The following is a 21,763-nucleotide window of genomic DNA, read 5'->3' on the forward strand; positions in this document are numbered from 1 at the left end:
CATGGCAGAATACATTAACGTAGAAAAACCGTTTTTAGAAAAGTTAAGAGCTCTTAATTGGCGCATCATAGACCAAGGTAGCTTTGGTATTCCTCAAGATCCTGCTAAAAGTTTACGCACAAGCTTTAAAGAAGTCACGCTTAAACAAGAGTTTAAAAAAGCAGTTAAAAAAATAAATGTTGTTAATGGCATAGAATGGCTAACAGATAAACAATTAGAGGATTTATACAACGAAACGATTGCTGCTGAAAGAGCTAATTTGTCACTTTTGGAAGCCAATAAGCAAGTTTTTGAAAAACTTATTGGTGTTACAAAAACAACGGTTGCAAAAAATGAAGTTACAGGAGAAGAAAATCCATTAGTGAAATTGATTGATTTTAAACATTGGGATAACAATGAATTTTTAGCCATTAACCAATTTAGAATTGTAACACCTGGTGGCCCGAGAGAAGGGATTATTCCTGACATTGTGTTGTTTGTGAATGGTTTACCATTTTCTGTAGTAGAATGTAAAGATGTAGATGTCGCAGATCCTATTTCAAGTAGTGTGGAGCAATTAATGCGCTATGCCAATACCAGAGGAGATGATTTTGGATTTACCGATGGCGAAGAGCGCTTATTCCATTATAACCTTTTTAGTGTTGCCACACATGGAGAGGAAGCTCGAGCAGGTTCAATCTCTGGCGACTTTGAATATTACTTAAACTGGAAAGATATTTTTCCTGAAGTATATAAAAATATAGACCTATTAAATTACGCAGCTGAAGAAACTGCCAGGTATGAAAATAACGGATTGCAAAATGATCCAAGAGTACGCCAAGAAGTATTAATTCAAGGCTTGTTAAACAAAGAGATTCTTTTAGATGTCTTACAGCACTTTACTTTATTTATGGAAATAAAAGAAGGTGTTGAGGTGAAAATTGTGTGTCGTTATCAACAATATAGAGCGGTTGGTAAAATAATAGACCGATTAAGAAATGAGACTACTGGCAAAACACGCTCTGGGGTAGTCTGGCATACCCAAGGTTCTGGTAAATCCTTGACCATGGTGTTTTTTGTACGTAAGCTACGCTCTCAAAATGACCTGAAAGATTATAAGGTTATTATGATGGTAGACCGCAAAGATTTAGAAAAACAACTCTCTGCAACCGCCCGTTTAACCAATGAGTTCAAAGAAGCTAATATTGTCAGTTCTCGTAAAGATTTAAAACCTAAATTAAGTGGCAATGCCTCAGACTTAAGTATGGTCATGGTGCATAAATTTGTGCAAGAAGAATTAAAGCATTCTAAAGCATTAATGAAAGCCTTTGTAGAAGAAGGTAAAGTTCCAGAATTTAAACCTTTTGATGTGGTCAATACCTCTGAGAGAATCGTTATTCTTATTGATGAAGCCCATAGAACACAAGGTGGAGATATGGGCGACAATTTGTTTACAGCCTTTCCGAAAGCTGCTAAAATAGCCTTTACAGGTACACCCTTGCTAACAGATAGACACAAACAAAAAACTCATGAACGTTTTGGTGGAACAGGCGAATTTATTGATACTTATAAAATTCGTGAATCTGTAGACGATAGAGCTACATTAGATATTATTTATATTGGTAAAACAACCAATGACAACATTAAATCTAAAGAGGCTTTTGATGCAGAGTTTGAAGATGTGTTTAAGAAGCAAAGCAAGGAAGAAAGAGAAGAAATCCAAAAGCGATATGGCACTATGCGTGCCTATTTGGAAAGTATGGATCGTTTACGAAAAATCGCCAAAAACATAGTAAACCATTATGTAAATGATATTTTACCCAATGGTTTTAAAGCCATGGTAGTAGGGAGTTCTATTTTGGCAGCAGCACGTTATCAATATTTAATTGATGAAGCATTAAAAGAGCGTGTTGAAATAGAAAAAGCGAAATTAAATCCAGATATAGATTTAATAGAGAAAATTAATTTTATAAAAATAGGTACGATAGTTACTAAACAAGATAATAATGAGCAGGCATTTATTAGCGCAGCAAGAAAAAATGCGAAGGAATTAAAAGCAGTTGATAATTTCAAAAAAGACTTTGATTATAGCACCGATGAAGAAGGCAATTATTTAAAACCAGAAACGGGTGTCGCTTTTCTATGTGTCTGCGATAAATTGCTTACCGGATTTGATGCGCCAATTGCCCAAGTCATGTATTTAGACAAAAGCATTAGAGAACATGATTTATTACAAGCAATAGCACGTGTAAACCGTACTAAAAAAGACAAATCACACGGTATTCTTGTAGATTATTATGGGGTGTCCAACCACTTAAAAGATGCCTTAAATATTTGGGGAGCAGAAGATGAGGAGGATATTAAAGAATTATTAGAATACTTTAGAGATATTAATAAGGAAATCCCTGTTTTAGAAGCACGTTACAATCGCATGCTTCAATTATTTACAGACAAAGGGCTTACCGATTTTAAGAAGTTTGCAGAACAAAGCATGTCTGATAAAGAGGCAGAATTTCAACTGGCAGAAGATTGTATTGAGTTAGCGGAATCTATTCCATTTAGAGCACAATTTGACACCTATATAAAGGCATTCTTTGATAGTTTGGATTTGTTGTTTAACTCGGAAGCGGCTAGGAAGTATTACATTCCCGCTAAACGTTTCGGGTATTTGTTGGTCCGTATCAAAAACCGATATAAAGATCCAAGTATGGACTTAAAATGGGCAAAACCTAAAGTGCGGAAAATGATCGATGCTCATTTGGAAACTTTGGGTATTGATAGTCGGGTTGCACCTGTAAGCTTACTGTCTAAAGATTTTGCTAAAGAAGTTAAAAAACTAGAGGGTAATTCTAAATCTAAAGCATCAGAAATGGAACATGCTATTAGGCGTCACATAAAAGTAAATATTAATAAAGATCCTGCACTGTACAAACGTTTCCTAAAGCGGATGGAAGAAATTATCGAACGCTATCAGGGTAATTGGGATGCGATTGTAGCCGAGTTTGATCAAGTTAGAGAAGATTTAGCTAAAGGCAGAAAGGGTGACTATGAAGAAGAGGGATTAGATGAGCAACAGTTACCGTTTTATGATTTTATAATTTTTAGTTCGTTTAAGGATGAGGTTATTAGCGGTGCGGAAAAAGAAGCATTAAAGGCATTAACCATTGAATTGGTTAGCTTATTACAAGATGCGATAAATAAACCGAATTTTTGGAAAGGAAGAGCAGCAGAGATTAGAAAATTACAAGGGGAAATAGATGATATAATCGATTTCTCTGGAATAGATGAAGTCTCTAAAATGCACTCTAAATTGAGTGTAGAAATTATGAATTTAGCGAAACGCAGACACCAAGAATTGACAAAATAATATGATAGTATCTGGTATTGATATAGTAGTTCAGAAAAGTAAACGTAAAACCGTCAGCATCTTTATAGAACGCGATGGATCGGTCTCTGCTCGCGTTCCAGAAAAATTAAGTGATGAGGAAATTAAAGAAATTCTTAAAGCAAAAGAATATCAAATTTTTAAAAATCTTGCAGAATGGACACAACTCAATGAAAATGTTGTAGAAAGGGAGTATGTCAATGGGCAATCGTTTTTGTATTTAGGACGTAACTATCGCTTAAAATTAGTCGAAGATAAATTAAAAGGTGTACAATTTATAAGAAATACATTTTTATTAAATAAAGCGGATAAGCATAAAGCCAAGGAATTATTTGTGAAGTTTTATAAAGACAAATTGAGTAATAAAATCCAGCCAATTGTTGAAAGATATAAAGGTCAATTAGGAGTAGAGCCTAATGACATAAAAGTAATGGAATTACAAAATCGTTGGGCATCATGTACTCCACGTGGCAATGTAAATTTTCATTGGAAGTGCGCAATGGCTCCCATTGATGTGTTACATTATATTGTAGTACACGAATTGGCGCATTTAATTCATATCAATCACTCTTCGGCCTTTTGGAACGAAGTAGATAAAATATTACCAAATTACGAAGATCAGGTTAATTGGTTGAAAATAAATGGGGTAGGTATGGATCTGTGATTTTTTTCACAAATATTTGTTGTTTTATTCGGTGATTAGGTTATACTTTAAATGCATGAAATTTTAAAAACGTCCTTAAGTCGTATGATTTTACGCCGAATTGCTCTTTAGCTATTTCAAATTCTTCTTCTCTAAAAGCCAAAAAAGTTGCAGTTTGAAACCTTTTAATTGCTATTTGCCTCCGTTCATTACGTTTGTAATATTGGGCGACCTTGTAGAAGAGCCTTTCCCATTGGGTTAAGTCCTTATTGCCCTATTTTTTATACTCGAACGAGTTTCAGCAATGGTTCAAAGGCATAAAGTGCTGGTCTTCTACCTGCAGATTCTTCTAATGTTTTTAATAATTCTTTGTCTAATAATACTCTAGTAAATCTAGCAGCGGTGGGTGCTGGTATTCCACTCTTTGAAGTGAATCTGTTGTTTCTAAATTAGGATTTGTGAAAATATAATCTAACGCGTTAACACTCCATTTCGATGATAAAGCATCCGAGAATACAGGTTTCATGTCTTCGTATAGATTCTTTATGCTTTTAGCAATTTCTAATTGCTTGTTTTTCTATTGCATTTAAAAAGAATATGCACCATGGTTCCCAATCATTATTTTCAGATACATTTCTCATGGTTTCAATATATTCATCTTTATGTTCTTCCATATATCCACTAACATAAAAATAAGGTTCTGATATTGTCCCAGATGACCACAGAAGTAGTGTAATTAACATACGCCCAATCCTCCCATTTCCGTCCTGAAAGGGGTGAAGCGCTTCAAATTCGAGATGCATTAGAGCTGTTTTTATCAAAATCGGGTCTGAACTCTCTTTAATAACTGTTCTAATCCGTCATTGAGTTTTTCCGGGCTTATTGGTGTAAATAATACTTTTTGTTTGATTTTATCAGCTAAATAGTTCTGTTCAGTTTTATATTGTCCGGGTGATTTTTGAGCTCCTCTCCCAAAGGATAATAGTTGTTGATGCAACGTTCTAATATTTACATAAAGACGTCTTGTCGTTAAAAATGTTCATTTATTGATAGACAAGTCTGTTTGATGTAAATTTATTATGGACTAAATTATTTGATAATCATATTTTTGATAAAGTGATAATCAAATATTTTTGAGGAACACGGATTTACGTCAAAGTAGTTTGTCGTAAATATCTACTGAAAAGTGATAGACAATTAGTTTTGTTAAATTACCTACAACGTTTAGTGTATGATTAGTGGCGTGTTTTAAGCACGGAATTTAGTAAATAAAAACCGAATAGAAAATCCACGAGGATTTTCGTGAGTAGGCGAGGACTAGCCATTAAATATTCACGCTGTTGCCATTTCGTTGTTTTTCTGATTTAATTTACAACTATATTAATGTAATTTATTATGTTCTTATTTTAGCACTATATTTTGCTTTCTGTTATTCAATATATTTAGCTGTCATCTGAACTTTTTAGCTTTTTTATTTTTTTTGTGATAATTCGTTCATAAAACCAAACTATAATAATTGGAAGAAAAACAAACAAAATGATATTTCTATTGGATGTGTAATACTTTTTCCTATTAAATGTTTTTTCATTTGGCTTTCTTTTCTTTACACTTCGTATTCCTTCAATACTCCAAACCAAAATAGTGTCTCCTATACTTTCATTTCTTTTTTTAGTATTACGTTTTTGTAAATATATTTTTTCTTCATTGTTAATATATCCTAAAGCATAACCACTTTGGCTTTCAGAGGAACTTGCTGAAGTAGTTTTCAAAGAGTCTATTATTAAAATATTGGGGGTAAACCTATTTTCAATTTTTAATATGTTATAATTTGAATAAAATGTTATTCCATACCAGAATAATAAGAATCCAGAAGCTATTTGTAATAAAATTAAAGCAACCTGAATACGTACTAGTTTTTTCATGTGCTTATTTTCTGTAAACTTGTTCTTCAATGAATTGCAGCGTGTTATATGAGCACCAATATAGTAGTTTTGAGCGATAATTACTGGAATATAAATAGATTTTGATTTCGACTGATTTAAATTGGTGTTTTTATAATGGCACCATTTAATCATTAACATTAAAATTTTCAAAATAAAACGCCATCTCGTAAGCAGGGATGAGGTTGGTGTTTTTTGGATATTGTTCTAGTGTTAGGCGATTAATTTTTGAATGTGCTAGGTGCTCGCCTAAAAGATCCTCCAGCATAATACTAACAGCTTGCCGTAAAAATTTTTGTGGGTGCTTACAGTATTCTGTTAGGTAAACTGTGATATCGAATTTTTGGGATGTTGGGTAGTTTTAATGTTTGTAAACCTGCCTGTCTTCCTGACATGTGTAACAGGGTTTGTAGAGATGTTTATGAGCGATTAGTAGCACAAAGGAAAGAGTAAAGAATTGGTATTAATAGCTGTTTGTAATAAGCCACCAAAACAGACCTTTGCTATTGCTAAATCAGGAATAATATATGAGGATACTTACAGAAGTACTTTGGTGAAAAATTAAATCAATTTCACTTGTTTTTTACCACAGTACTTTGTTATGCAACGGTTTTTATATCTTTTTCTTATTTGGATTCTTCCTGTTTGAAAACAAAGAAACAATCTCAATGGAATTTTTATTAATTCGATAATAAAGATTATTGTGCTTTTCGACAACAGCTTTTCGAATATTTTTTTTCTCCAATGACACTGGGAAAATTTCAGGTGATTTTGAGATCAGTTCTATTGTATGGTCTAATTTTGCAGAGAATGTTCTTAATTCTCTTTCAGTCCATTTGTTTTCAAGATATTCAATAGTTTCTTTTAGTTCAGATATTGCGTGGTCAGTCCACAAAATTTTATAACCACTTTTCATAAATTCCTTTCACGTTTGAGTGAGAAGTTAATTTTCCGTTATCTGCATCTTGAATTCCTTTTTCAATAGACTCTTTTTCGCTTGTAGAAATTTCATTCCACCAATCGTTTTTCTCTTTCTCTCTTAATTTCATTAGTTTGTCAATCAGAGAAGTATCATTCAAAGTTGATAACCATTGAATTAATTCTATTTTTTTATTTTCTAAACTTAAATCCATAATATCAAATTTACAAATTTAATCTAAATATTCAATTTTTGAACGCGATTTTAACTGTTGCATAGCGTGTTATATGAGCACTAATATAGTAGTTTCAGTCGATAATTACCGGGATATAAATAGGTTTTGATTTGGACTGATTTAAATTGGTGTTTTTATAATGGGACCATTTAATCATTAATATTAAAATTCTCAAAATAAAACGCCATCTCATAAGCAGGGATGAGGTTGGTGTTTTTTGGGTATTGTTCTAGTGTTAAGCGATTAATTTTTGAATGCGCTAGGTGCTCGCCTAAACGATCCTCTAGCATAATACTAACAGCTTGCTGTAGTAGTTTTTCTGTGTGCTTCCAGTATTCTGTTAGGTAAACTGTGACATTAAATTTTTGAGTTATTGGGCAGTAATTAGCAGGGAGGAAGTAGAGGTCGCTTATTTTTATTTTCAGATTTTGGAACTCATATAGTGAATCGTTTCTGGAGACAATTTTATCTAGGTTTTGTGTTGGTTTTATGGATGCTGTAAATTTCCAACCAGGGAATTTGGGTGCTTTGCTAATAAGATTTGCTGCGTAAAGGATTAAGTTTTTATTGCCGTTGGTTGTGATTATTAGTTGATATTTTGATTTTTTAACTGATGGCCCGGTAAGAACAAAGCTTAAATTGTTGCCATAGTTGTTGAGGTTTATTTGGAGTTTGGAAAACAAGGCTTCTTTATGTTCTAACTGTTGGTAGTTTTTTAATAGTTGGTGGTTTTCATTAAACCAGTTCCAGAACGTATTTGGATTTTTCATGATTGTGGGTTTTAAAGTTATCGTTTGTCTTGTGAATCCTTATCGAATGCCAGTAGATTAAACATGGTTCGCATTCTGGAGCGGACTCGGTTTCCGTAACGTTCTTCTATTTCTAGGGCGTTTAGGTTTGTGGTTGCGTGGGTTTTGATCTTTAGACTGCGCTCGGGGTGATAGTTTTTTGCGTTTGAATTAGGGGGTCCCTGCCTGCGAAGGGATATTTCATACCGAGATAATAGTATTTCGCCCATGACATTACAGTCTTTTCCATAATGTCTGCCGGTTGGTTCTACGCCCAGGTCGTCGAAACAATAGAAATCATCATTGCCATAATCTTCTATGGTTTTATAGCCTAGATGATTGAAGCTGAAAACGGCGTTGCGACATGGAACTATTTTATAAGAACGACAATGCGGTGTTAGGTGTCGCAAGAGCTTCATTAAACTTGTTTTCCCGCAACCTACTGGGCCCGTTAATAAAATACCTTTGTTGGGGTTGATGCCTAGTTTTGCGCAATAGTCTAAATCTTGAATGGTGTAAATGCACAGTTTGAAAAGGATGGCATGATCTTCATTATGAATTTTGAAGTCTTGACCGAAAAGTAATTTTCCTTTGGCTTCTAGGTAGATTAGAATTTTTTGAAAATCGTAATGGATGCAGTTTTTATCTATTTCGCCTAATTGGTAATCCATGCCGCCTTCGGTGATGATGTTTGGTTTTAAGTTTTTCATGTTGCGGTTTTTTTTAAAGTGGCTGATTGTAGTTTTTGTTTTTGCTTGTCTGTAGGTTGTCTTTGTTTTGGGACAGTTGCTTGTCGTTTTTAATTTCTTCAGCTTTTAGCATCCAATTTTGAGCGGTAGCTTTCCAATCAACAATTTTAGTTTTCCCACCTAATTTCCAACCAATGCTTTGGTAATAATTAAAGAATTTTTTAGCTTCGATATTTGGCCATTTTTTTGATTTAAAAAATTCAATAACTACTTTTTGATTTTTTGGCTGCTCTAGTTTATAAAGTTTATTAGTGTTTTCTATTTGTTTATTATGTTTATATAAAGGTACCAGTGCTTGTCCTTGATTTGGGACAGTTAAGTCCACTGCTTGTCCTTGATTTGGGACGGTTAAGTCCACTGCTTGTTTCATTACTTGTCTTGAATTTGAGACAGTTGATTCTTCAGGTTGTTTCTGCGTATTTTTATGAGATCCCGTATCAAGTACGGGATGAAAAATGAGCATGTTAATTTTTGAGCCTTTAAATGGGTTATGAGATGGGTTATAAATTAGATATTTGTAGTGATTTAATTCTTTGACACACCGATGATACGTTGATTTTGAGCCTATTTTGGATAGGTTCATGACTTCTTCACGGTTTACAAAGAACTGATCAGGAAATCGGTTGTGATTCCATAATTGAAAAAATGCCATATACAAACTGATATGCGTTGGGTTTAATCTGTTGTCTTTAGAGAACAATAGGAATACAGCCCTTAAATGAAGTATGTAGTTTACTTTATTCATTTAGAGAAAAATTTTTTGACTCCACATTTTGTGTTGTGGAGCCATAATTAGAAGTTTTTTAAGTTGTTTTGTTGTTATTGAGAATTTGTATAATCTCTTCGTATTCATACAGTATAATTCCCCCAATTTTAGTGTAGGGAATTGTTCCATTCATTCTCAAATTTTGAATAGTACCTGGACTTATTTGGAGTAATTCCATAACCTCTCCCGATTTGAGGTATTTTTTTATTTTATTTGATTTTTTAGTGTTCTCATTGAGGAGCTTTTTGAGTTCATTAAATAGTTCTAATTTAAAATCATAGAGATCTTCAGTGGTAATAATTGTTGCCGCCATTGTAAAAGAGTTTAATTGATTAATAATAATCCGGTATGAATACGAGATTGATTAAAGGGCTATTATTTCAATTTGTAGTTTTAATAATAGCACTTGCGTTAATTTGACTTTCGTTTTACAAAGCTGTTAATTTTTATTGAGTATACTTCGGTATGCGTTCGGTACTACCGAAAAAAAACATCGTTTATATGTGTTTTAGTTTGTTCGATTTCCGTGTGTCTAGGTTAGGAGTCTTCTAGCTTTATTTTCTTTAATAGACTTCGTTTTAGTTTGTCCATGAATTTTGTTTGCTTATTTGTTCTTGCTTTAATTTCGGCATATATTTTGTACGGACTCCCAAGTTTTATATTAAATATTTTCTCAAAAGTTTGTGTTATTTTACTGATTTCTATGTGGCCATTACCAATAGCTCCTGAAGTGTGTAATGCGTATATTAATTCTATTAAATCTGTTTTGGATCCCGACCAAAATAAGTTAGTTGAGATAGACTCTTTTGTTTGTTCTTTATCTAGGTTTAATTCATCGCGTTTTATTTTGGCGAGCAATTTCTTGTAGTGATTGGTAAGTAAATCAAAGGCTACAACTTGAGACATTAGATTGTCATTATTTGTAGAGAAATTTGGATTTAAGAAAAAATCAGATAAATCGAAATGAAGTTCTAATTGAGTATTGCTTCTCAAGAAGTATATGTTATCTAATTGTGTTTGTTTGTGTCTAACATAACTCCAAAAATGTAAGTTTTTCTTCTTTTGGTTTTCGAGATCATTTAAGGCTTGACGTAAATGTTTTTTTTGTTTTCTGATGTCCACTTTAGGCCATTCAAGTTGGAAGTTGTGTAATTCGACAAAATATTTTAATCTTCCTAAAATAGATGGTTTTATATGTTTAAAGAATATTATCTCATCTTCTGGGCATATAAAATATGTGTTTATATGAATTAAATCACAGAGTTCTAATAATGTCCTTTTAGAAATGTTTACCCCTGCTTTAAGGTAATTTAGGTCTGAAATGTTTAGATCATCAATTTGTTGTATTTCTTCATGGTAGTTTTTTGTGATTTTATTAATAGACTCCATAAGGGTATTATTTATTATAAATTCACTTCCAAATTATTATTTTAATTTAAAACAGCAAAATTTAAACGTATTTATAGTTGATGTTTAGGTAGTTACTGCTTTTGTTTGAGCTATTTTGTTTTTCATTATGGTCTTTTGTTTCTAAAATAGATTTTAACTGATTCATATCAGCACTCACTTTATTTTCTAGTACACGGGCATAAATTTGCGTAGTCGTAATTTTTGTGTGTCCAAGTATTTTTGATACGGTTTCAATAGGAACACCGTTCGATAACGTTATAGTAGTGGCAAAGGTATGACGCGCCATGTGGAACGTTAGATTCTTTTTTATGCCTACGAAGTTTGCAACTTCCTTTAAATACATATTTAGTTTTTCGTTCGTTAATTTGGGTAGTAAAGATTCGGAAACCGCTGTTACCGGATGGTCTTTGTATTTCTGAATGATTGCTAGTGCTTGGGGTAGTAGTGGAACTTTGACGATTGTATCTGTTTTTTGTCTTTTTGTTATTATCCAATTATTACCATCAATGCCCATTACCACATGATCTGGAGTTAATAACATAACATCAACGTAACTAATACCCGTGTAACAACTGAAAACAAATAGGTCGCGCACGCGATCTAGTCTGTCAGAAATAAATTCTTTTTTCTCTAGATTATATAATTCAGTTTCGGACAGGTATTCTCTGTTGGTTTTTTCGAAGGACATTCTAAAACGAACAAAAGGATCTTTTTCAATCCATTCCATATGAAAAGCCAAGGTTACTATTTTGCGTAAACGTTGAATGTGTTTCATCACCGTATTATGACTTAATGCTTTGGGATGCCCAGCGGGGTATAAATTGGAGAGGTACATTTGGAAGTCTGAAAGGAACTGAAAGTTGAGTTGCTTTAAATAGATGTCGCTCGTATGTTTTTCTTTCTTTAGAAACTTTTTCACGTAAGATTCGGTAACACCAAAGTTTCTAATGGAACCCGCTGCGAGTGTATTGGATATTTTTTTATTATGATATTCTATAATTTCGATGATGGTTTTACCTTCATCAATATCCGTATTGGTGTAGTGTGATTTTATTAATTGTGCTGTAATAAACTGACCTTTGAACTTTAAGTCCTGGTATATTTGGAAGAGTTGAGATTTTACTTCCTCTAAATACAAATTTATTTGTTTGGCATGTGCAGTTGTGCCTTTAACTTTTTTCTTGGCCGAATCCCACATATTAATAGGGATTCTTTTCTTTAAGCTAAAGTTTACGCGTTTGCCATCTACAGTAATTCTAATGTAAATTAGTGCTTCATTGTTTACTGTTCTAGTGGTTTGTAACCAAAAGATTGTCGAAAATGTGTGTTTTGTTTGCATAGTTGTCGTCTTTTTAAGGACGAAAGTCAAATCAACTGTGCTCATTCAAACCTGTAGGTTTTTTCTGAAAGTGTCTGCGATCGCAGACACTTTGAAATAGTGTTAACCGAATCGCAGACACTTTAGATCAAATATAGTGAATTTCTATGAATGTCTGAAAAACAAGAAACCGCGTAAATCCTAGGATTTGCGCGGTTTTGGTGCTTTTTGATAAAGCTTTTGGTGACCTCGACTGGATTCAAACCAGTAACCTCTTGAGCCGTAATCAAGTGCGCTATTCAGTTGCGCCACGAGGCCTTTTTTGCAGGTGCAAAGATATTAGTTTTTATATTATAAGCCAAACAAAAAGTGAATTAATCTAAGGCGTTTTTTGTGACATACAGTTTCCATCCAAAAATTGCCATCTGAAACTTGCTCGCTTTGCTTAAATCAAGCTGTTGTTTTGTGAAACTTGGCAATAGGGCTTTATTAATTTTAGCTAATAATTTGAAGAATTGTTTTTTCATATGCATACTAAAAATTATCAGTTAGTTTAAGATGCTAAATCTATGAATTTAATAAGCTATAAAATAATATTCTTATAGTAGTTCCGTACATTTACGTAATCCTCCTTAAAATGAAAAACGTTTTACTTTTTATTTCCTTGATTTCTATAGGCTTTCAAGCCTTCGGTCAAATTGTAATTAATGAGCTAGATTGTGATAGTCCCGGCATTGACGATAAGGAGTTTTTGGAACTGAAGTCCGATTTCCCCAATTTTAGCACGGATGGTTATGTGGTCGTTTTCTTTAATGGTTCCGCTTCTGGCAATAATACTAGTTATTTTACGATTAATCTGGATGGTTATATCACAGATGAAAATGGACTCCTGCTAATTGGCAGTGATAAAGTCACGCCTTTTCCGCAATTATTAATTCCACCGAATACCATTCAGAACGGTGCAGACGCTGTTGCTATTTACTTGGGTAGCGATTTAGATTTTCCAGACCAAACCATGGCAACAATTGATGATTTGGTAGATGTACTTATTTACGACACGTCAGATCCCGATGCAGTGGATTTAATTGATATTTTTAGTTCGCATCCTAATTTTACCGATATTCAGCAAATAAATGAAGGGTCTGCAAATAACAGTAATTCTATTCAACGAAATACTAATGGTTCCTACACGGCAAAAAGTCCAACACCACGTGCCTTAAATGATGGGAGTGGTGTTAGGTTTAACGGCATTTCTATAGAAACAGATGCGGAGCATTATCAGGAGGGTGATACTGTTAATATAACGTTCACGTCGCAATTCAATGTGGATTCGGACCTTACTTTTTCGTTTTCTTTAGATTATAACGGATTTAATTCATCCGATTTTACGGGGAGCACAACGGTTACTATTCCTAATGGTCAGAATACAGTTTCTACCACAATCAGTATTATTAATGATGCCGAGGATGAAGGTGATGAGGAACCGCTTATCAAATTTGTAAACCTAGTTTCACCATATATTCCATTTAATAATTTCGTAAAACTACGTGTTATTGATGACGATTTCACACAAGCCAACTTTGGTACACCAATAAATGCTACTTATGGGAATGTTACGAGTACGCAACCAAACAGCTATTATAATAGTCTGGATGGTTTAGCGGATAACAATTTAAAGCAAAGCTTACAAGATATTGTTGCAGATCCGACTGTAGTACGTGCGCAATCTTATGCCGATGTAATTGATATTCTAAAAGAAGCCGATCAAAATCCAGAAAATAGTAATCAAGTTTGGCTGGTATATTTAGAACAAGGTCGTGCCAAATTAGATTATCAGTTAAGCTCTATTAGTACCGGCAAATGGAATCGGGAACATACATTTCCAAGGTCTAGAGCTGGTTATTACAGTATTGAAGAAGATGAAATAGCCGACGGGAAAGATATCTTTTGGGAAACTAAAGCCGATTCGTTACGTCATGGAAATTCTGATGCACATGCTTTGAGAGTTGCCGATGGCCCTGAAAATAGTTCCAGAGGAAACCAGTTTTATGGAGAATATAATGGGCCTACAGGAACATTGGGGAGTTTTAAAGGCGATGTAGCGCGTGGTGTATTTTATTTGGCTGTCCGATATAATGGATTGGATATTGTTAACGGTTTTCCATCAGGATATACTGGGCAGTTAGGCGATTTGCAAACGCTTTTAGAATGGCATAGGAATGATCCGCCGGACGATTTTGAAATGAATAGAAACAATATTATTTATAATTGGCAATACAACAGAAATCCTTTTATAGATCAGCCAGATTTAATCGAATATATTTGGGGTGATATGATTGGTGAAACTTGGAGTCAGCCGTTAAGTATGGAAAAAAACACCATAGATTCTGTTTCGGTTTACCCTAATCCAACAAACGGACGCATATTTATAAAAGGTTTAAACAATAATGCCAAAGTAACAGTTTACGCTGTTGATGGTAGAGTTTTGTATATCGAAACGTTATATAATTCGTATTTAGATTTAAACCTGTCCAGAGGTGTTTATTTATTGCAAATTACTTCAGAAGACAAAACCACGATAAAAAAAATCATGGTTAAGTAGTTGATTTTTTAACTGATAAAAAAAGCCCAAACGCTGGTTGTTTGGACTTTTACTATAAGGTAAACTACTGTATGTTATTTTTTTGTAGTTATTATTATGACGCCATTTTTCCCTTTGTTTCCATATTTTATGGTGGCAGTTTTGTCTTTTAAAATGTTAACACTATTAATAGAATTTGGATTGAGTTTATCCATAGCGTTTTTCGTAGCAACTTTACCGTCAATAATAATTAGTGGGTTTTCACTAATTTTTGAAGCAAACAAACCTGGATTTTTAATATTTGGTTCTTGGTCTTCATTGGTTATGTTGTTATGTTCTTCTAAAATAGGCGTGTTGTCGGTTTATTCAGAGTTGCTTTCCCACTTAAAAGTTTTTTCGTCATCGATGGTTATCTCTTCTTTCAGGACCTTACCATTTCTTACTTTTTTTGTGATTTTTAAAAGCTTTGTTTCTGGTTCGTTAGAAGTGAAGTTAAACTTTTTAGATTGGTTTGATTGTGATGTAGAAGTAAAGACTTTTCCATCTTTTTGTAAAAAATTTCCACTCTCATCTTCAGTTAAAACATCAATATCTCCAGAGTCTCCATTGGATATTAAATACACGTTTTTATTAGAATCTATAGCTTTAACGTCTATACTTTTCTTTATTTTTTTTCTGCTTTTTCGGTAGTAATTATAATAACGCCATCCTTTCCTTTTTTGCCGTATTTCGTTTTTCCCAGTTCAGGTTTTATAACAAATACACTTTGAATACTGTCAGGGTCTAAAGCATCCATTTCTTTTTTTGTAGACTCTTTATCGTTAATAAGAATCAAAGCTTTTTCTGGAATGTCCATCGATTTGTTGGTTGCTTCTCCAGTTGTAATTATAATAACGCCATCCTTTCCTTTATCGCCGTATTTTTTAAGCTGTTCCGTGTCTTTTATTACATCAATTTTATTAATCGTTTTAGGGTCTATTCGATTCATTTCTTCATGCGTTATCTCTTTACCGTTTAAGAAGTATAAGATTTTAGGGTCTTGTAAAGTACTGTTTATATCTTTATTTATTGAAGGTTGAGGTTTGCTAACAATGGCTTCTTCGTTAAACGTAATATTATGTTTACTTATTAATACAGGGATTGCATTTTTAGATTGGAATAAAATTTCCTTTCCATTATCAGAGAGCATTAGTTTAAACGGTGTGATTGTATTGCCGTTATCATTATGAACTGTTATACGTTCTAGAAATTTTGTGTCATCATCATGCTTCGTTTTTATGGTGACTTGTCTAATTGTTTTGTCCGGATTCCTATTAATATCGCTAAATTTAACTCTCACCGTTTTGCTAGAAAAATAAGATTCTATGTCTTTGAGCTCTGAATTAGTAGAGTTTGCATTAATAGATAAAATTTCATTTAAATCTGAATTTCGAGTTTCTGAAGTCGTTTCAGTAAAATACACTTTTTTAGTGTTGAAACTCATTAGAAATAATGCTAAAGCTGGGACTACCAAAGCGTATTTCCAGCCATTTAAATTGTTTGATTTTGATTTGTGTAACATAACGATTCGTTTTTTGATTAATGAATTATAAAAATTATTAGCTATCACCAATTGATTAGTTGGTATACTTGCCTTTAATAAAAGACGTTGATAGCTTCTATTGCAATCGATTTTCGATTGTGCCTGTTGATCTGCAATGAACTCTAAATTTTGTTGAAGTGCTTTTTTGTAAAACCATACGATGGGATTAAACCAGAATATAATGCAGGTGATTTCAGCGAAAATAACATCGATAGAATGCCCTTGTTTTACATGAACATGCTCATGGTTTAGAATAAGTTGTAATTCGTCATTTTTAAACGTGTTCGGATTATATACAATCCAATTAAAAAATGAAAACGGCGCAATAGCATCATTTGTTTTTACATAATAAATGCCATTTCTGTTTTCTGAAGGGTTTCTTCGTATAATATTAAATAGCGATAGCATATTAACCAGAAATTTTCCGAAGAAAAATATAACGCCTGCTCCATATATAGAAAGTAAGATCTCTATTAAACTTATATGTTCTGTAGTTGCCTGATTCGATACGAGTTTATCCGACATTATTATAGGGTTAAAGTTTTGAGAAGCCACTTCAACGTAAATAGGAATCACAATAAGCGGAAGAAAGAGCGCTATAATTAATCCGATTAATAAAAAAAATCGATTAGAATTAAAAAAGGTTTCATGCTGTAAAAACCACTTGTAGGCAAAATAGAATATGGCCATTACCATGGCTGCTTTTAGTAAATAGTCCATAATTAATTTTCTTTTTCTATGAGAGCAATAATTTCCTTTAGTTCGGCCACACTAATTTTTTCCTCTTGAGCAAAAAAGGAAACAACATTCTTATAGGAGCTGTTAAAGTAATTATCAATAGCCGTGTTTATAAATTTCTTCTTATACTGCTCTTTACTAACAATAGGGAAGTATTCGTGTGTTTTTCCATAAGCTTTGTAACTAACATATTCTTTTTCTTCCAGATTTCTAATAATGGTAGATAACGTATTGTAATGCGGTTTGTCGGTTTCTATTTCAGCAAGTACATCTTTTACAAATGCTTTTTCTAGCCGCCATAAAATATGCATGATTTCTTCTTCTTTGTTTGTTAATTTTTGCATGAGAACCTGTTTTTATTTCCACAGCAGTAGAAAAGTGTTTATTGTGAATTCAAACCTATAACTATTTTTGTAGTTATGCAACTATAAAAATAGTTTTTTAAAGAATTTTTTAGTTTTTATTAAAAAAGTATGAGAAATACTATCTTCGCATTTCTATGCATCTGTAAAAAGAAGGATGTTTAAAAATTGGATATAATGAGTATAGTTTTAATGTTATTAGGATTAGTTTTATTAGTTGTAGGCGGTGAATTTCTTGTACGCGCTTCCGTAGCACTTTCCTTTAAATTTAAAGTTTCAAAACTCGTAATAGGTATGACGGTCGTGTCTTTTGCTACATCCGTACCTGAATTATTGGTTAGTTTACAGGCGGCTTTAGATGGCTCGCCAGATATATCTTTGGGTAATGTAATAGGTTCTAATATTGCTAATATTGGTTTGGTATTAGGAATTACAGCTTTTATAACACCACTAGCAATTGATAAAGATTTCTTTAAACTCAATTGGCCCATGATGATGCTCTTATCTGTTGCGCTTTATTTTATGTTGCAAAGTGGTTCGGTTCTCGATTTCAAAGAGGGATTGGCACTCATGATTTCTTTAGTCCTATTTTTATTTATAATAATACGTCGCTCTAGAAAGGCTAATGGTCTAGATGCGGATACATCAGGCGTGGATAGTGTATTGCAAAAAACATCTAATTTTAAAATAATTATTTGGCTCGCAATTGGTGGCGTTGCTTTGTATTTTGGAAGTGATTGGTTGGTTATTGGTGCTAAAGATATGGCGTTAAGTATGGGCGTTAGTGAACGTGTTATTTCTGTAACTATGGTGGCAATTGGAACCAGTGTGCCCGAATTAGCAGCGTCTGTTATTGCGGCTTTAAAACAAGAAAAAGGCATTTCTCTTGGGAACCTAATAGGATCAAACATTTTTAATATCGCTTCCGTCCTTGGTTTAACTGCAATGATTCATCCTATAGCGGTAATTAATCCAAATATTCTGGGTGAAGATATGTTTTGGATGCTTGGTTTTTCTGGTATTCTTGTATTATTAGCCTTTCTTCCCAAACAATTTTCTTTAGGTCGTTATAAAGGTGCTTTGCTTTTAGGTTCTTATCTTCTTTTCGTCTCTTTAGCGTTTTTAGGTGAAAACTAATAGGGGTGCTATGTCTAAAAATGGTTTTATTTAGTGTTTGACCCCAAAAAAAATAGGGGTGAGGGTTTATTTTTTAAAAAATAAGTTTACTTTTGTGCTGCAATCTTTAATTAAAATAAACGAAATGTCTACATTAAGATTTTATGCACTAAAAGAATCGCTTAACCGCAAGCCTATCAAGATTGAAGAAGTTGAAAGACGTTCTGCAATTTTTGGCGCTAATGTTTTTAATGAAGACACCATGCGTCAGTATTTAACAAAAGAGGCTTTTGTGAGTGTTATGGATGCTACGCAAAATGGCTCTAAAATAGATCGTCATGTTGCCGATCATATCTCAACAGGTATGAAAGAGTGGGCTATTTCTAAAGGCGCTACACATTATACACACTGGTTTCAGCCGTTAACAGGTACAACAGCCGAAAAACATGATGCTTTTTTTGAGCCTATTGGTAATGGGCGTGCTATTGAAAAATTTGGTGGTGGACAATTAGTTCAGCAAGAGCCAGATGCTTCAAGTTTTCCAAATGGCGGTATTCGAAATACGTTTGAAGCGCGTGGTTATACAGCATGGGACCCAACGTCTCCAGCTTTTATTTACGGTACAACCTTATGTATTCCAACAGTTTTTGTATCCTATACTGGCGAGGCTTTAGATTATAAAACGCCACTTTTAAGAGCATTACAAGCAGTAGATGCTGCGGCAGTAGATGTGTGTAAATATTTCGATAAAAATATTAAGAAAGTAAATGCGGCATTAGGTTGGGAGCAAGAATACTTTTTAGTGGATAGCGCTTTAGCGGCTTCAAGGCCGGATATTGTGTTAACTGGTAGAACTATGCTTGGTCATTCGCCAGCCAAAGGTCAGCAGTTAGATGATCATTACTTCGGAACTATTCCGGCTCGTGCTATGCAATTTATGCGCGATTTGGAAACCGAATGTATGTTGTTAGGGATTCCTGCAAAAACGCGACATAATGAAGTAGCGCCTAATCAGTTTGAGTTGGCGCCTGTTTTTGAAGAAGCTAATTTAGCCGTAGATCATAACTCGCTATTAATGGATTTGATGCATAAAGTAGCAGAGCGTCATAATTTTAAGGTGCTCTTTCATGAGAAGCCATATAAAGGTGTTAACGGTTCTGGTAAGCACAATAACTGGAGCTTAAGTACCGATACAGGTGTTAATTTGTTTAGTCCAGGAAAAACACCGATGAGTAATTTGCAGTTTTTAACTTTCTTTATTAACGCCATAAAATCTGTTAATGATAATGAAGAACTTATTCGTGCAGCTATCGCCTCGGCGAGTAATGATCATCGTTTAGGTGCAAATGAAGCGCCGCCAGCAATTGTTTCCGTTTTTATTGGTGAGCAGTTAACTAATGTTTTAAATGAGTTACAAAATGTAACGAATGGAAAATTATCTCCTGAAGAAAAAACGGATTTGAAATTGAACGTAGTTGGTAAAATTCCTGAAATTTTATTAGATAATACGGATAGAAATAGAACGTCTTCTTTTGCTTTCACGGGCAATAAGTTCGAATTCAGAGCGGTTGGATCAAAAGCTAATTGTGCGCACCCAATGACGGTTTTAAACACTATTATGGCTAGGCAGCTAATTGACTTTAAAATTGAGGTTGATGCTTTGATTAAGGACAAAAAACTTAAAAAGGATGAAGCCATTTTTAATGTTCTTCGTGAATATATAAAACAGTCGCAAAAGGTATTGTTTGAAGGGAATGGTTACGGAGAAGAGTGGGAAATTGAAGCGAAAAAACGTGGGTTGAGTAATAATAAAACAACGCCGGAGGCTTTAAAAGCTAAAATTTCTGAAAAAGCACTTAAACTTTTTGAGGATTTAGGGGTTATGAATCGTGTGGAGTCTGAAGCGCGTTATGAGATAGAAATGGAAGACTATATTATGCGTATACAAATTGAATCACGTGTTTTAGGAGATATTGCTCGTAACCATATTATGCCAGTTGCTGTTCGTTATCAAAATATTTTAATTAAAAACGTCAAAGGTTTAAAAGAAATTTATGGAGATGACTTTAAGAAATTTGGTCAGGAGCAATTAAACTTAATTGAAGAAATTTCAGAGCATATTGCATCTATCAATTCCAATGTAACGCTCATGATTAATAAGCGTAAGATTGCCAATAAAATTATTGAAATTGATAAGAAAGCTGAAGCTTATTGTTTTGAGGTAAAACCACTTTTTGACGATATAAGATATCATTGTGATAAATTAGAGCTATTGGTTGATGATGAAATTTGGCCATTAACGAAATATAGAGAGTTATTGTTTACTAAATAGACTCAATATAGACGTAACATAATGAAAACACCCTACTTACGTAGGGTTTTTTTATGATTAAAAGTAGCTGAAGTGTGTTTTGTCTGATATAATTTGTATGTCAACGAATATATGTCTATTACCAGGTGTTTTTGTAATTAATTTGTATTTTTATAGTGCTATTAATCATTACAAATATATTATGAAAAGGCTTATTGTAAGTGTTCTTATGCTTATGGCTGCTACCCTGATTTTCTCCCAAGCTAACGATAGCTTGGATGAAAACGCTTCACAAAAAGAAGTTATTAAAAAAGCGGAAACATCAACAATTGTGGGGTAATAATTTGTCAGCTTACTTATTGGAGAGCCATATTTAGATTTTAAAGCCTTTTTAAGAACTTTAAAATCTAAATATGGTTTTTTTAAAAAATAATGTAATTCTGGTAAAAAAACCTAATCATGATACTTTATAAAGCTAAACAATCTAAAATAACAATAGGAAAATACGCGATTTAGTTATTTTTCCTCATTTTTTACTTTATTACATTGGATGCTTGGATTCAAAACACATCATCCACGAACAAAGCTTCCCAATTACTTCAGACGAGCTTTTATGATTTACGTGGAACACATGCAGCTTCTTCATCGTTTGGTGCCGCAATATTAAGCGATCGGCTTTCTGATTTTAATTTCGGTGTTGGTTATAAGAAGTCTATTATTCCGGATATTAACGCCAAAGTCAATTTTAATAAATTCATTCTAATCTATAGGGATGGTTTGAGTAGGGGTGAGCGTCGATTTGAATGTTGAGGTTTTAGCTTTTCCGCATGACCGCTTTTCGCCTTACATTTTTTTGAGTGGTGGTTTTAATGCATTGAATGATTTTGACGATGTTAATCTAATGCCAAAACTCAAGCCGGAATAGGCTTGGAGTATGTACT

At 33.4% G+C, this 21,763-nt stretch carries 23 protein-coding genes and 1 tRNA gene; 7 read left to right on the forward strand and 17 right to left on the reverse strand.

Annotated features, from left to right (window positions below):
- Nucleotide 1: 1 nt before the first annotated feature.
- Together BZARG_RS07080 and BZARG_RS07085 are read left to right on the forward strand one after the other, a co-directional pair.
- The gene (locus BZARG_RS07080) at nucleotides 2-3,346 is read left to right on the forward strand and encodes a type I restriction endonuclease subunit R (RefSeq protein WP_008636799.1); all 3,345 of its coding nucleotides are present in this window, start codon (nucleotides 2-4) and stop codon (nucleotides 3,344-3,346) included.
- A gap of 1 nt (nucleotide 3,347) precedes the next feature.
- On the forward strand, nucleotides 3,348-4,028 hold the full coding sequence (locus BZARG_RS07085) for a M48 family metallopeptidase (protein ID WP_008636818.1): 681 nt from the start codon (nucleotides 3,348-3,350) through the stop codon (nucleotides 4,026-4,028).
- Between the two features lie 352 nt (nucleotides 4,029-4,380).
- On the opposite strand, the gene BZARG_RS16000 is transcribed toward BZARG_RS07085, so the two are convergent.
- From BZARG_RS16000 to BZARG_RS16185, 13 genes are all read right to left on the reverse strand, one after another.
- Entirely contained in the window at nucleotides 4,381-4,533 is a 153-nt protein-coding gene (locus BZARG_RS16000; protein WP_008636788.1) for a hypothetical protein, read from the reverse strand.
- A 25-nt stretch (nucleotides 4,534-4,558) separates the two neighbouring features.
- Complete coding sequence (locus BZARG_RS16005) at nucleotides 4,559-4,810, reverse strand: Fic family protein (protein WP_008636856.1); 252 nt, start codon at nucleotides 4,808-4,810, stop codon at nucleotides 4,559-4,561.
- Nucleotides 4,811-5,449: 639 nt separating this feature from the next.
- Nucleotides 5,450-5,929: a hypothetical protein gene (locus tag BZARG_RS07095; RefSeq protein ID WP_123766889.1), complete on the reverse strand. Its 480-nt coding sequence runs from the start codon at nucleotides 5,927-5,929 to the stop codon at nucleotides 5,450-5,452.
- A 631-nt stretch (nucleotides 5,930-6,560) separates the two neighbouring features.
- A complete protein-coding gene (locus BZARG_RS07100) occupies nucleotides 6,561-6,863 on the reverse strand; it encodes a type II toxin-antitoxin system RelE/ParE family toxin (protein WP_008636834.1) in 303 nt (100 codons plus the stop codon).
- Nucleotides 6,847-7,080: a hypothetical protein gene (locus BZARG_RS07105; RefSeq protein WP_008636801.1), complete on the reverse strand. Its 234-nt coding sequence runs from the start codon at nucleotides 7,078-7,080 to the stop codon at nucleotides 6,847-6,849. Before BZARG_RS07105 ends, BZARG_RS07100 begins: the two co-directional genes overlap by 17 nt.
- A gap of 170 nt (nucleotides 7,081-7,250) precedes the next feature.
- The gene (locus tag BZARG_RS07110) at nucleotides 7,251-7,871 is read right to left on the reverse strand and encodes a hypothetical protein (RefSeq protein ID WP_008636806.1); all 621 of its coding nucleotides are present in this window, start codon (nucleotides 7,869-7,871) and stop codon (nucleotides 7,251-7,253) included.
- Nucleotides 7,872-7,888: 17 nt separating this feature from the next.
- Entirely contained in the window at nucleotides 7,889-8,599 is a 711-nt protein-coding gene (locus BZARG_RS07115) for an ATPase (RefSeq protein ID WP_008636820.1), read from the reverse strand.
- 13 nt (nucleotides 8,600-8,612) lie between these two features.
- Nucleotides 8,613-9,383, reverse strand: coding sequence for a hypothetical protein (locus BZARG_RS07120; RefSeq protein ID WP_008636824.1), 771 nt, complete (start codon nucleotides 9,381-9,383; stop codon nucleotides 8,613-8,615).
- A 58-nt stretch (nucleotides 9,384-9,441) separates the two neighbouring features.
- Nucleotides 9,442-9,717, reverse strand: coding sequence for a helix-turn-helix domain-containing protein (locus BZARG_RS07125; RefSeq protein ID WP_008636800.1), 276 nt, complete (start codon nucleotides 9,715-9,717; stop codon nucleotides 9,442-9,444).
- A 224-nt stretch (nucleotides 9,718-9,941) separates the two neighbouring features.
- Nucleotides 9,942-10,793: an RteC domain-containing protein gene (locus BZARG_RS07130; protein WP_008636795.1), complete on the reverse strand. Its 852-nt coding sequence runs from the start codon at nucleotides 10,791-10,793 to the stop codon at nucleotides 9,942-9,944.
- Nucleotides 10,794-10,854: 61 nt separating this feature from the next.
- Nucleotides 10,855-12,153 (reverse strand): site-specific integrase, encoded by a 1,299-nt coding sequence (locus BZARG_RS07135; protein WP_008636842.1) that lies wholly within the window; start codon nucleotides 12,151-12,153, stop codon nucleotides 10,855-10,857.
- A gap of 220 nt (nucleotides 12,154-12,373) precedes the next feature.
- Nucleotides 12,374-12,450, reverse strand: a tRNA-Arg gene (locus BZARG_RS07140).
- Nucleotides 12,451-12,506: 56 nt separating this feature from the next.
- Nucleotides 12,507-12,659: a hypothetical protein gene (locus BZARG_RS16185; protein ID WP_040288133.1), complete on the reverse strand. Its 153-nt coding sequence runs from the start codon at nucleotides 12,657-12,659 to the stop codon at nucleotides 12,507-12,509.
- 110 nt (nucleotides 12,660-12,769) lie between these two features.
- Between BZARG_RS16185 and BZARG_RS07150 the strand changes: the two genes are divergently transcribed.
- A complete protein-coding gene (locus BZARG_RS07150; protein ID WP_008636827.1) occupies nucleotides 12,770-14,734 on the forward strand; it encodes an endonuclease in 1,965 nt (654 codons plus the stop codon).
- 74 nt (nucleotides 14,735-14,808) lie between these two features.
- Here the strand turns inward: BZARG_RS07150 and BZARG_RS07155 are convergent, their stop codons facing one another.
- The 4 genes from BZARG_RS07155 to BZARG_RS07170 all read right to left on the reverse strand — a co-directional run bounded on the left by BZARG_RS07155 (nucleotide 14,809) and on the right by BZARG_RS07170 (nucleotide 17,377).
- Complete coding sequence (locus BZARG_RS07155) at nucleotides 14,809-14,997, reverse strand: TonB-dependent receptor plug domain-containing protein (RefSeq protein ID WP_040288128.1); 189 nt, start codon at nucleotides 14,995-14,997, stop codon at nucleotides 14,809-14,811.
- Between the two features lie 78 nt (nucleotides 14,998-15,075).
- Nucleotides 15,076-15,336, reverse strand: a complete 261-nt coding sequence (locus tag BZARG_RS07160) for a hypothetical protein (protein ID WP_040288129.1) — start codon at nucleotides 15,334-15,336, stop codon at nucleotides 15,076-15,078.
- 41 nt (nucleotides 15,337-15,377) lie between these two features.
- Complete coding sequence (locus BZARG_RS07165; protein WP_008636841.1) at nucleotides 15,378-17,015, reverse strand: M56 family metallopeptidase; 1,638 nt, start codon at nucleotides 17,013-17,015, stop codon at nucleotides 15,378-15,380.
- Between the two features lie 2 nt (nucleotides 17,016-17,017).
- The gene (locus BZARG_RS07170) at nucleotides 17,018-17,377 is read right to left on the reverse strand and encodes a BlaI/MecI/CopY family transcriptional regulator (RefSeq protein ID WP_008636821.1); all 360 of its coding nucleotides are present in this window, start codon (nucleotides 17,375-17,377) and stop codon (nucleotides 17,018-17,020) included.
- Between the two features lie 195 nt (nucleotides 17,378-17,572).
- Here BZARG_RS07170 and BZARG_RS07175 point away from each other — a divergent pair, with 195 nt between their 5' ends.
- From BZARG_RS07175 to BZARG_RS07190, 4 genes are all read left to right on the forward strand, one after another.
- On the forward strand, nucleotides 17,573-18,532 hold the full coding sequence (locus BZARG_RS07175) for a calcium/sodium antiporter (protein WP_008636803.1): 960 nt from the start codon (nucleotides 17,573-17,575) through the stop codon (nucleotides 18,530-18,532).
- Between the two features lie 124 nt (nucleotides 18,533-18,656).
- A complete protein-coding gene (locus tag BZARG_RS07180; RefSeq protein WP_008636817.1) occupies nucleotides 18,657-20,843 on the forward strand; it encodes a glutamine synthetase III family protein in 2,187 nt (728 codons plus the stop codon).
- A gap of 181 nt (nucleotides 20,844-21,024) precedes the next feature.
- On the forward strand, nucleotides 21,025-21,162 hold the full coding sequence (locus BZARG_RS15765) for a hypothetical protein (protein WP_008636816.1): 138 nt from the start codon (nucleotides 21,025-21,027) through the stop codon (nucleotides 21,160-21,162).
- A gap of 206 nt (nucleotides 21,163-21,368) precedes the next feature.
- Entirely contained in the window at nucleotides 21,369-21,632 is a 264-nt protein-coding gene (locus BZARG_RS07190; protein WP_008636781.1) for a hypothetical protein, read from the forward strand.
- Nucleotides 21,633-21,763 lie beyond the last annotated feature (131 nt).

This window comes from Bizionia argentinensis JUB59 (assembly GCF_000224335.1).
GTDB lineage: Bacteria > Bacteroidota > Bacteroidia > Flavobacteriales > Flavobacteriaceae > Algorimicrobium > Algorimicrobium argentinense.

Excerpts from the sequence above, each read along its gene's own strand:
- BZARG_RS07080 (WP_008636799.1), top strand. The coding sequence starts at position 2 with ATGGCAGAATACATTAACGTAGAAAAACCGTTTTTAGAAAAGTTAAGA.
- BZARG_RS07115 (WP_008636820.1), bottom strand. The coding sequence starts at position 8,599 with ATGAAAAACTTAAAACCAAACATCATCACCGAAGGCGGCATGGATTAC.
- BZARG_RS07100 (WP_008636834.1), bottom strand. The coding sequence starts at position 6,863 with ATGAAAAGTGGTTATAAAATTTTGTGGACTGACCACGCAATATCTGAA.
- BZARG_RS07085 (WP_008636818.1), top strand. The coding sequence starts at position 3,348 with ATGATAGTATCTGGTATTGATATAGTAGTTCAGAAAAGTAAACGTAAA.
- BZARG_RS07165 (WP_008636841.1), bottom strand. The coding sequence starts at position 17,015 with ATGGACTATTTACTAAAAGCAGCCATGGTAATGGCCATATTCTATTTT.
- BZARG_RS07110 (WP_008636806.1), bottom strand. The coding sequence starts at position 7,871 with ATGAAAAATCCAAATACGTTCTGGAACTGGTTTAATGAAAACCACCAA.
- BZARG_RS16185 (WP_040288133.1), bottom strand. The coding sequence starts at position 12,659 with ATGAAAAAACAATTCTTCAAATTATTAGCTAAAATTAATAAAGCCCTA.
- BZARG_RS16005 (WP_008636856.1), bottom strand. The coding sequence starts at position 4,810 with ATGCATCTCGAATTTGAAGCGCTTCACCCCTTTCAGGACGGAAATGGG.
- BZARG_RS07175 (WP_008636803.1), top strand. The coding sequence starts at position 17,573 with ATGAGTATAGTTTTAATGTTATTAGGATTAGTTTTATTAGTTGTAGGC.
- BZARG_RS07135 (WP_008636842.1), bottom strand. The coding sequence starts at position 12,153 with ATGCAAACAAAACACACATTTTCGACAATCTTTTGGTTACAAACCACT.
- BZARG_RS07170 (WP_008636821.1), bottom strand. The coding sequence starts at position 17,377 with ATGCAAAAATTAACAAACAAAGAAGAAGAAATCATGCATATTTTATGG.
- BZARG_RS15765 (WP_008636816.1), top strand. The coding sequence starts at position 21,025 with ATGAAAAGGCTTATTGTAAGTGTTCTTATGCTTATGGCTGCTACCCTG.
- BZARG_RS07105 (WP_008636801.1), bottom strand. The coding sequence starts at position 7,080 with ATGGATTTAAGTTTAGAAAATAAAAAAATAGAATTAATTCAATGGTTA.
- BZARG_RS07125 (WP_008636800.1), bottom strand. The coding sequence starts at position 9,717 with ATGGCGGCAACAATTATTACCACTGAAGATCTCTATGATTTTAAATTA.
- BZARG_RS07095 (WP_123766889.1), bottom strand. The coding sequence starts at position 5,929 with ATGAAAAAACTAGTACGTATTCAGGTTGCTTTAATTTTATTACAAATA.
- BZARG_RS07180 (WP_008636817.1), top strand. The coding sequence starts at position 18,657 with ATGTCTACATTAAGATTTTATGCACTAAAAGAATCGCTTAACCGCAAG.
- BZARG_RS07150 (WP_008636827.1), top strand. The coding sequence starts at position 12,770 with ATGAAAAACGTTTTACTTTTTATTTCCTTGATTTCTATAGGCTTTCAA.
- BZARG_RS16000 (WP_008636788.1), bottom strand. The coding sequence starts at position 4,533 with ATGAAACCTGTATTCTCGGATGCTTTATCATCGAAATGGAGTGTTAAC.
- BZARG_RS07130 (WP_008636795.1), bottom strand. The coding sequence starts at position 10,793 with ATGGAGTCTATTAATAAAATCACAAAAAACTACCATGAAGAAATACAA.
- BZARG_RS07120 (WP_008636824.1), bottom strand. The coding sequence starts at position 9,383 with ATGAATAAAGTAAACTACATACTTCATTTAAGGGCTGTATTCCTATTG.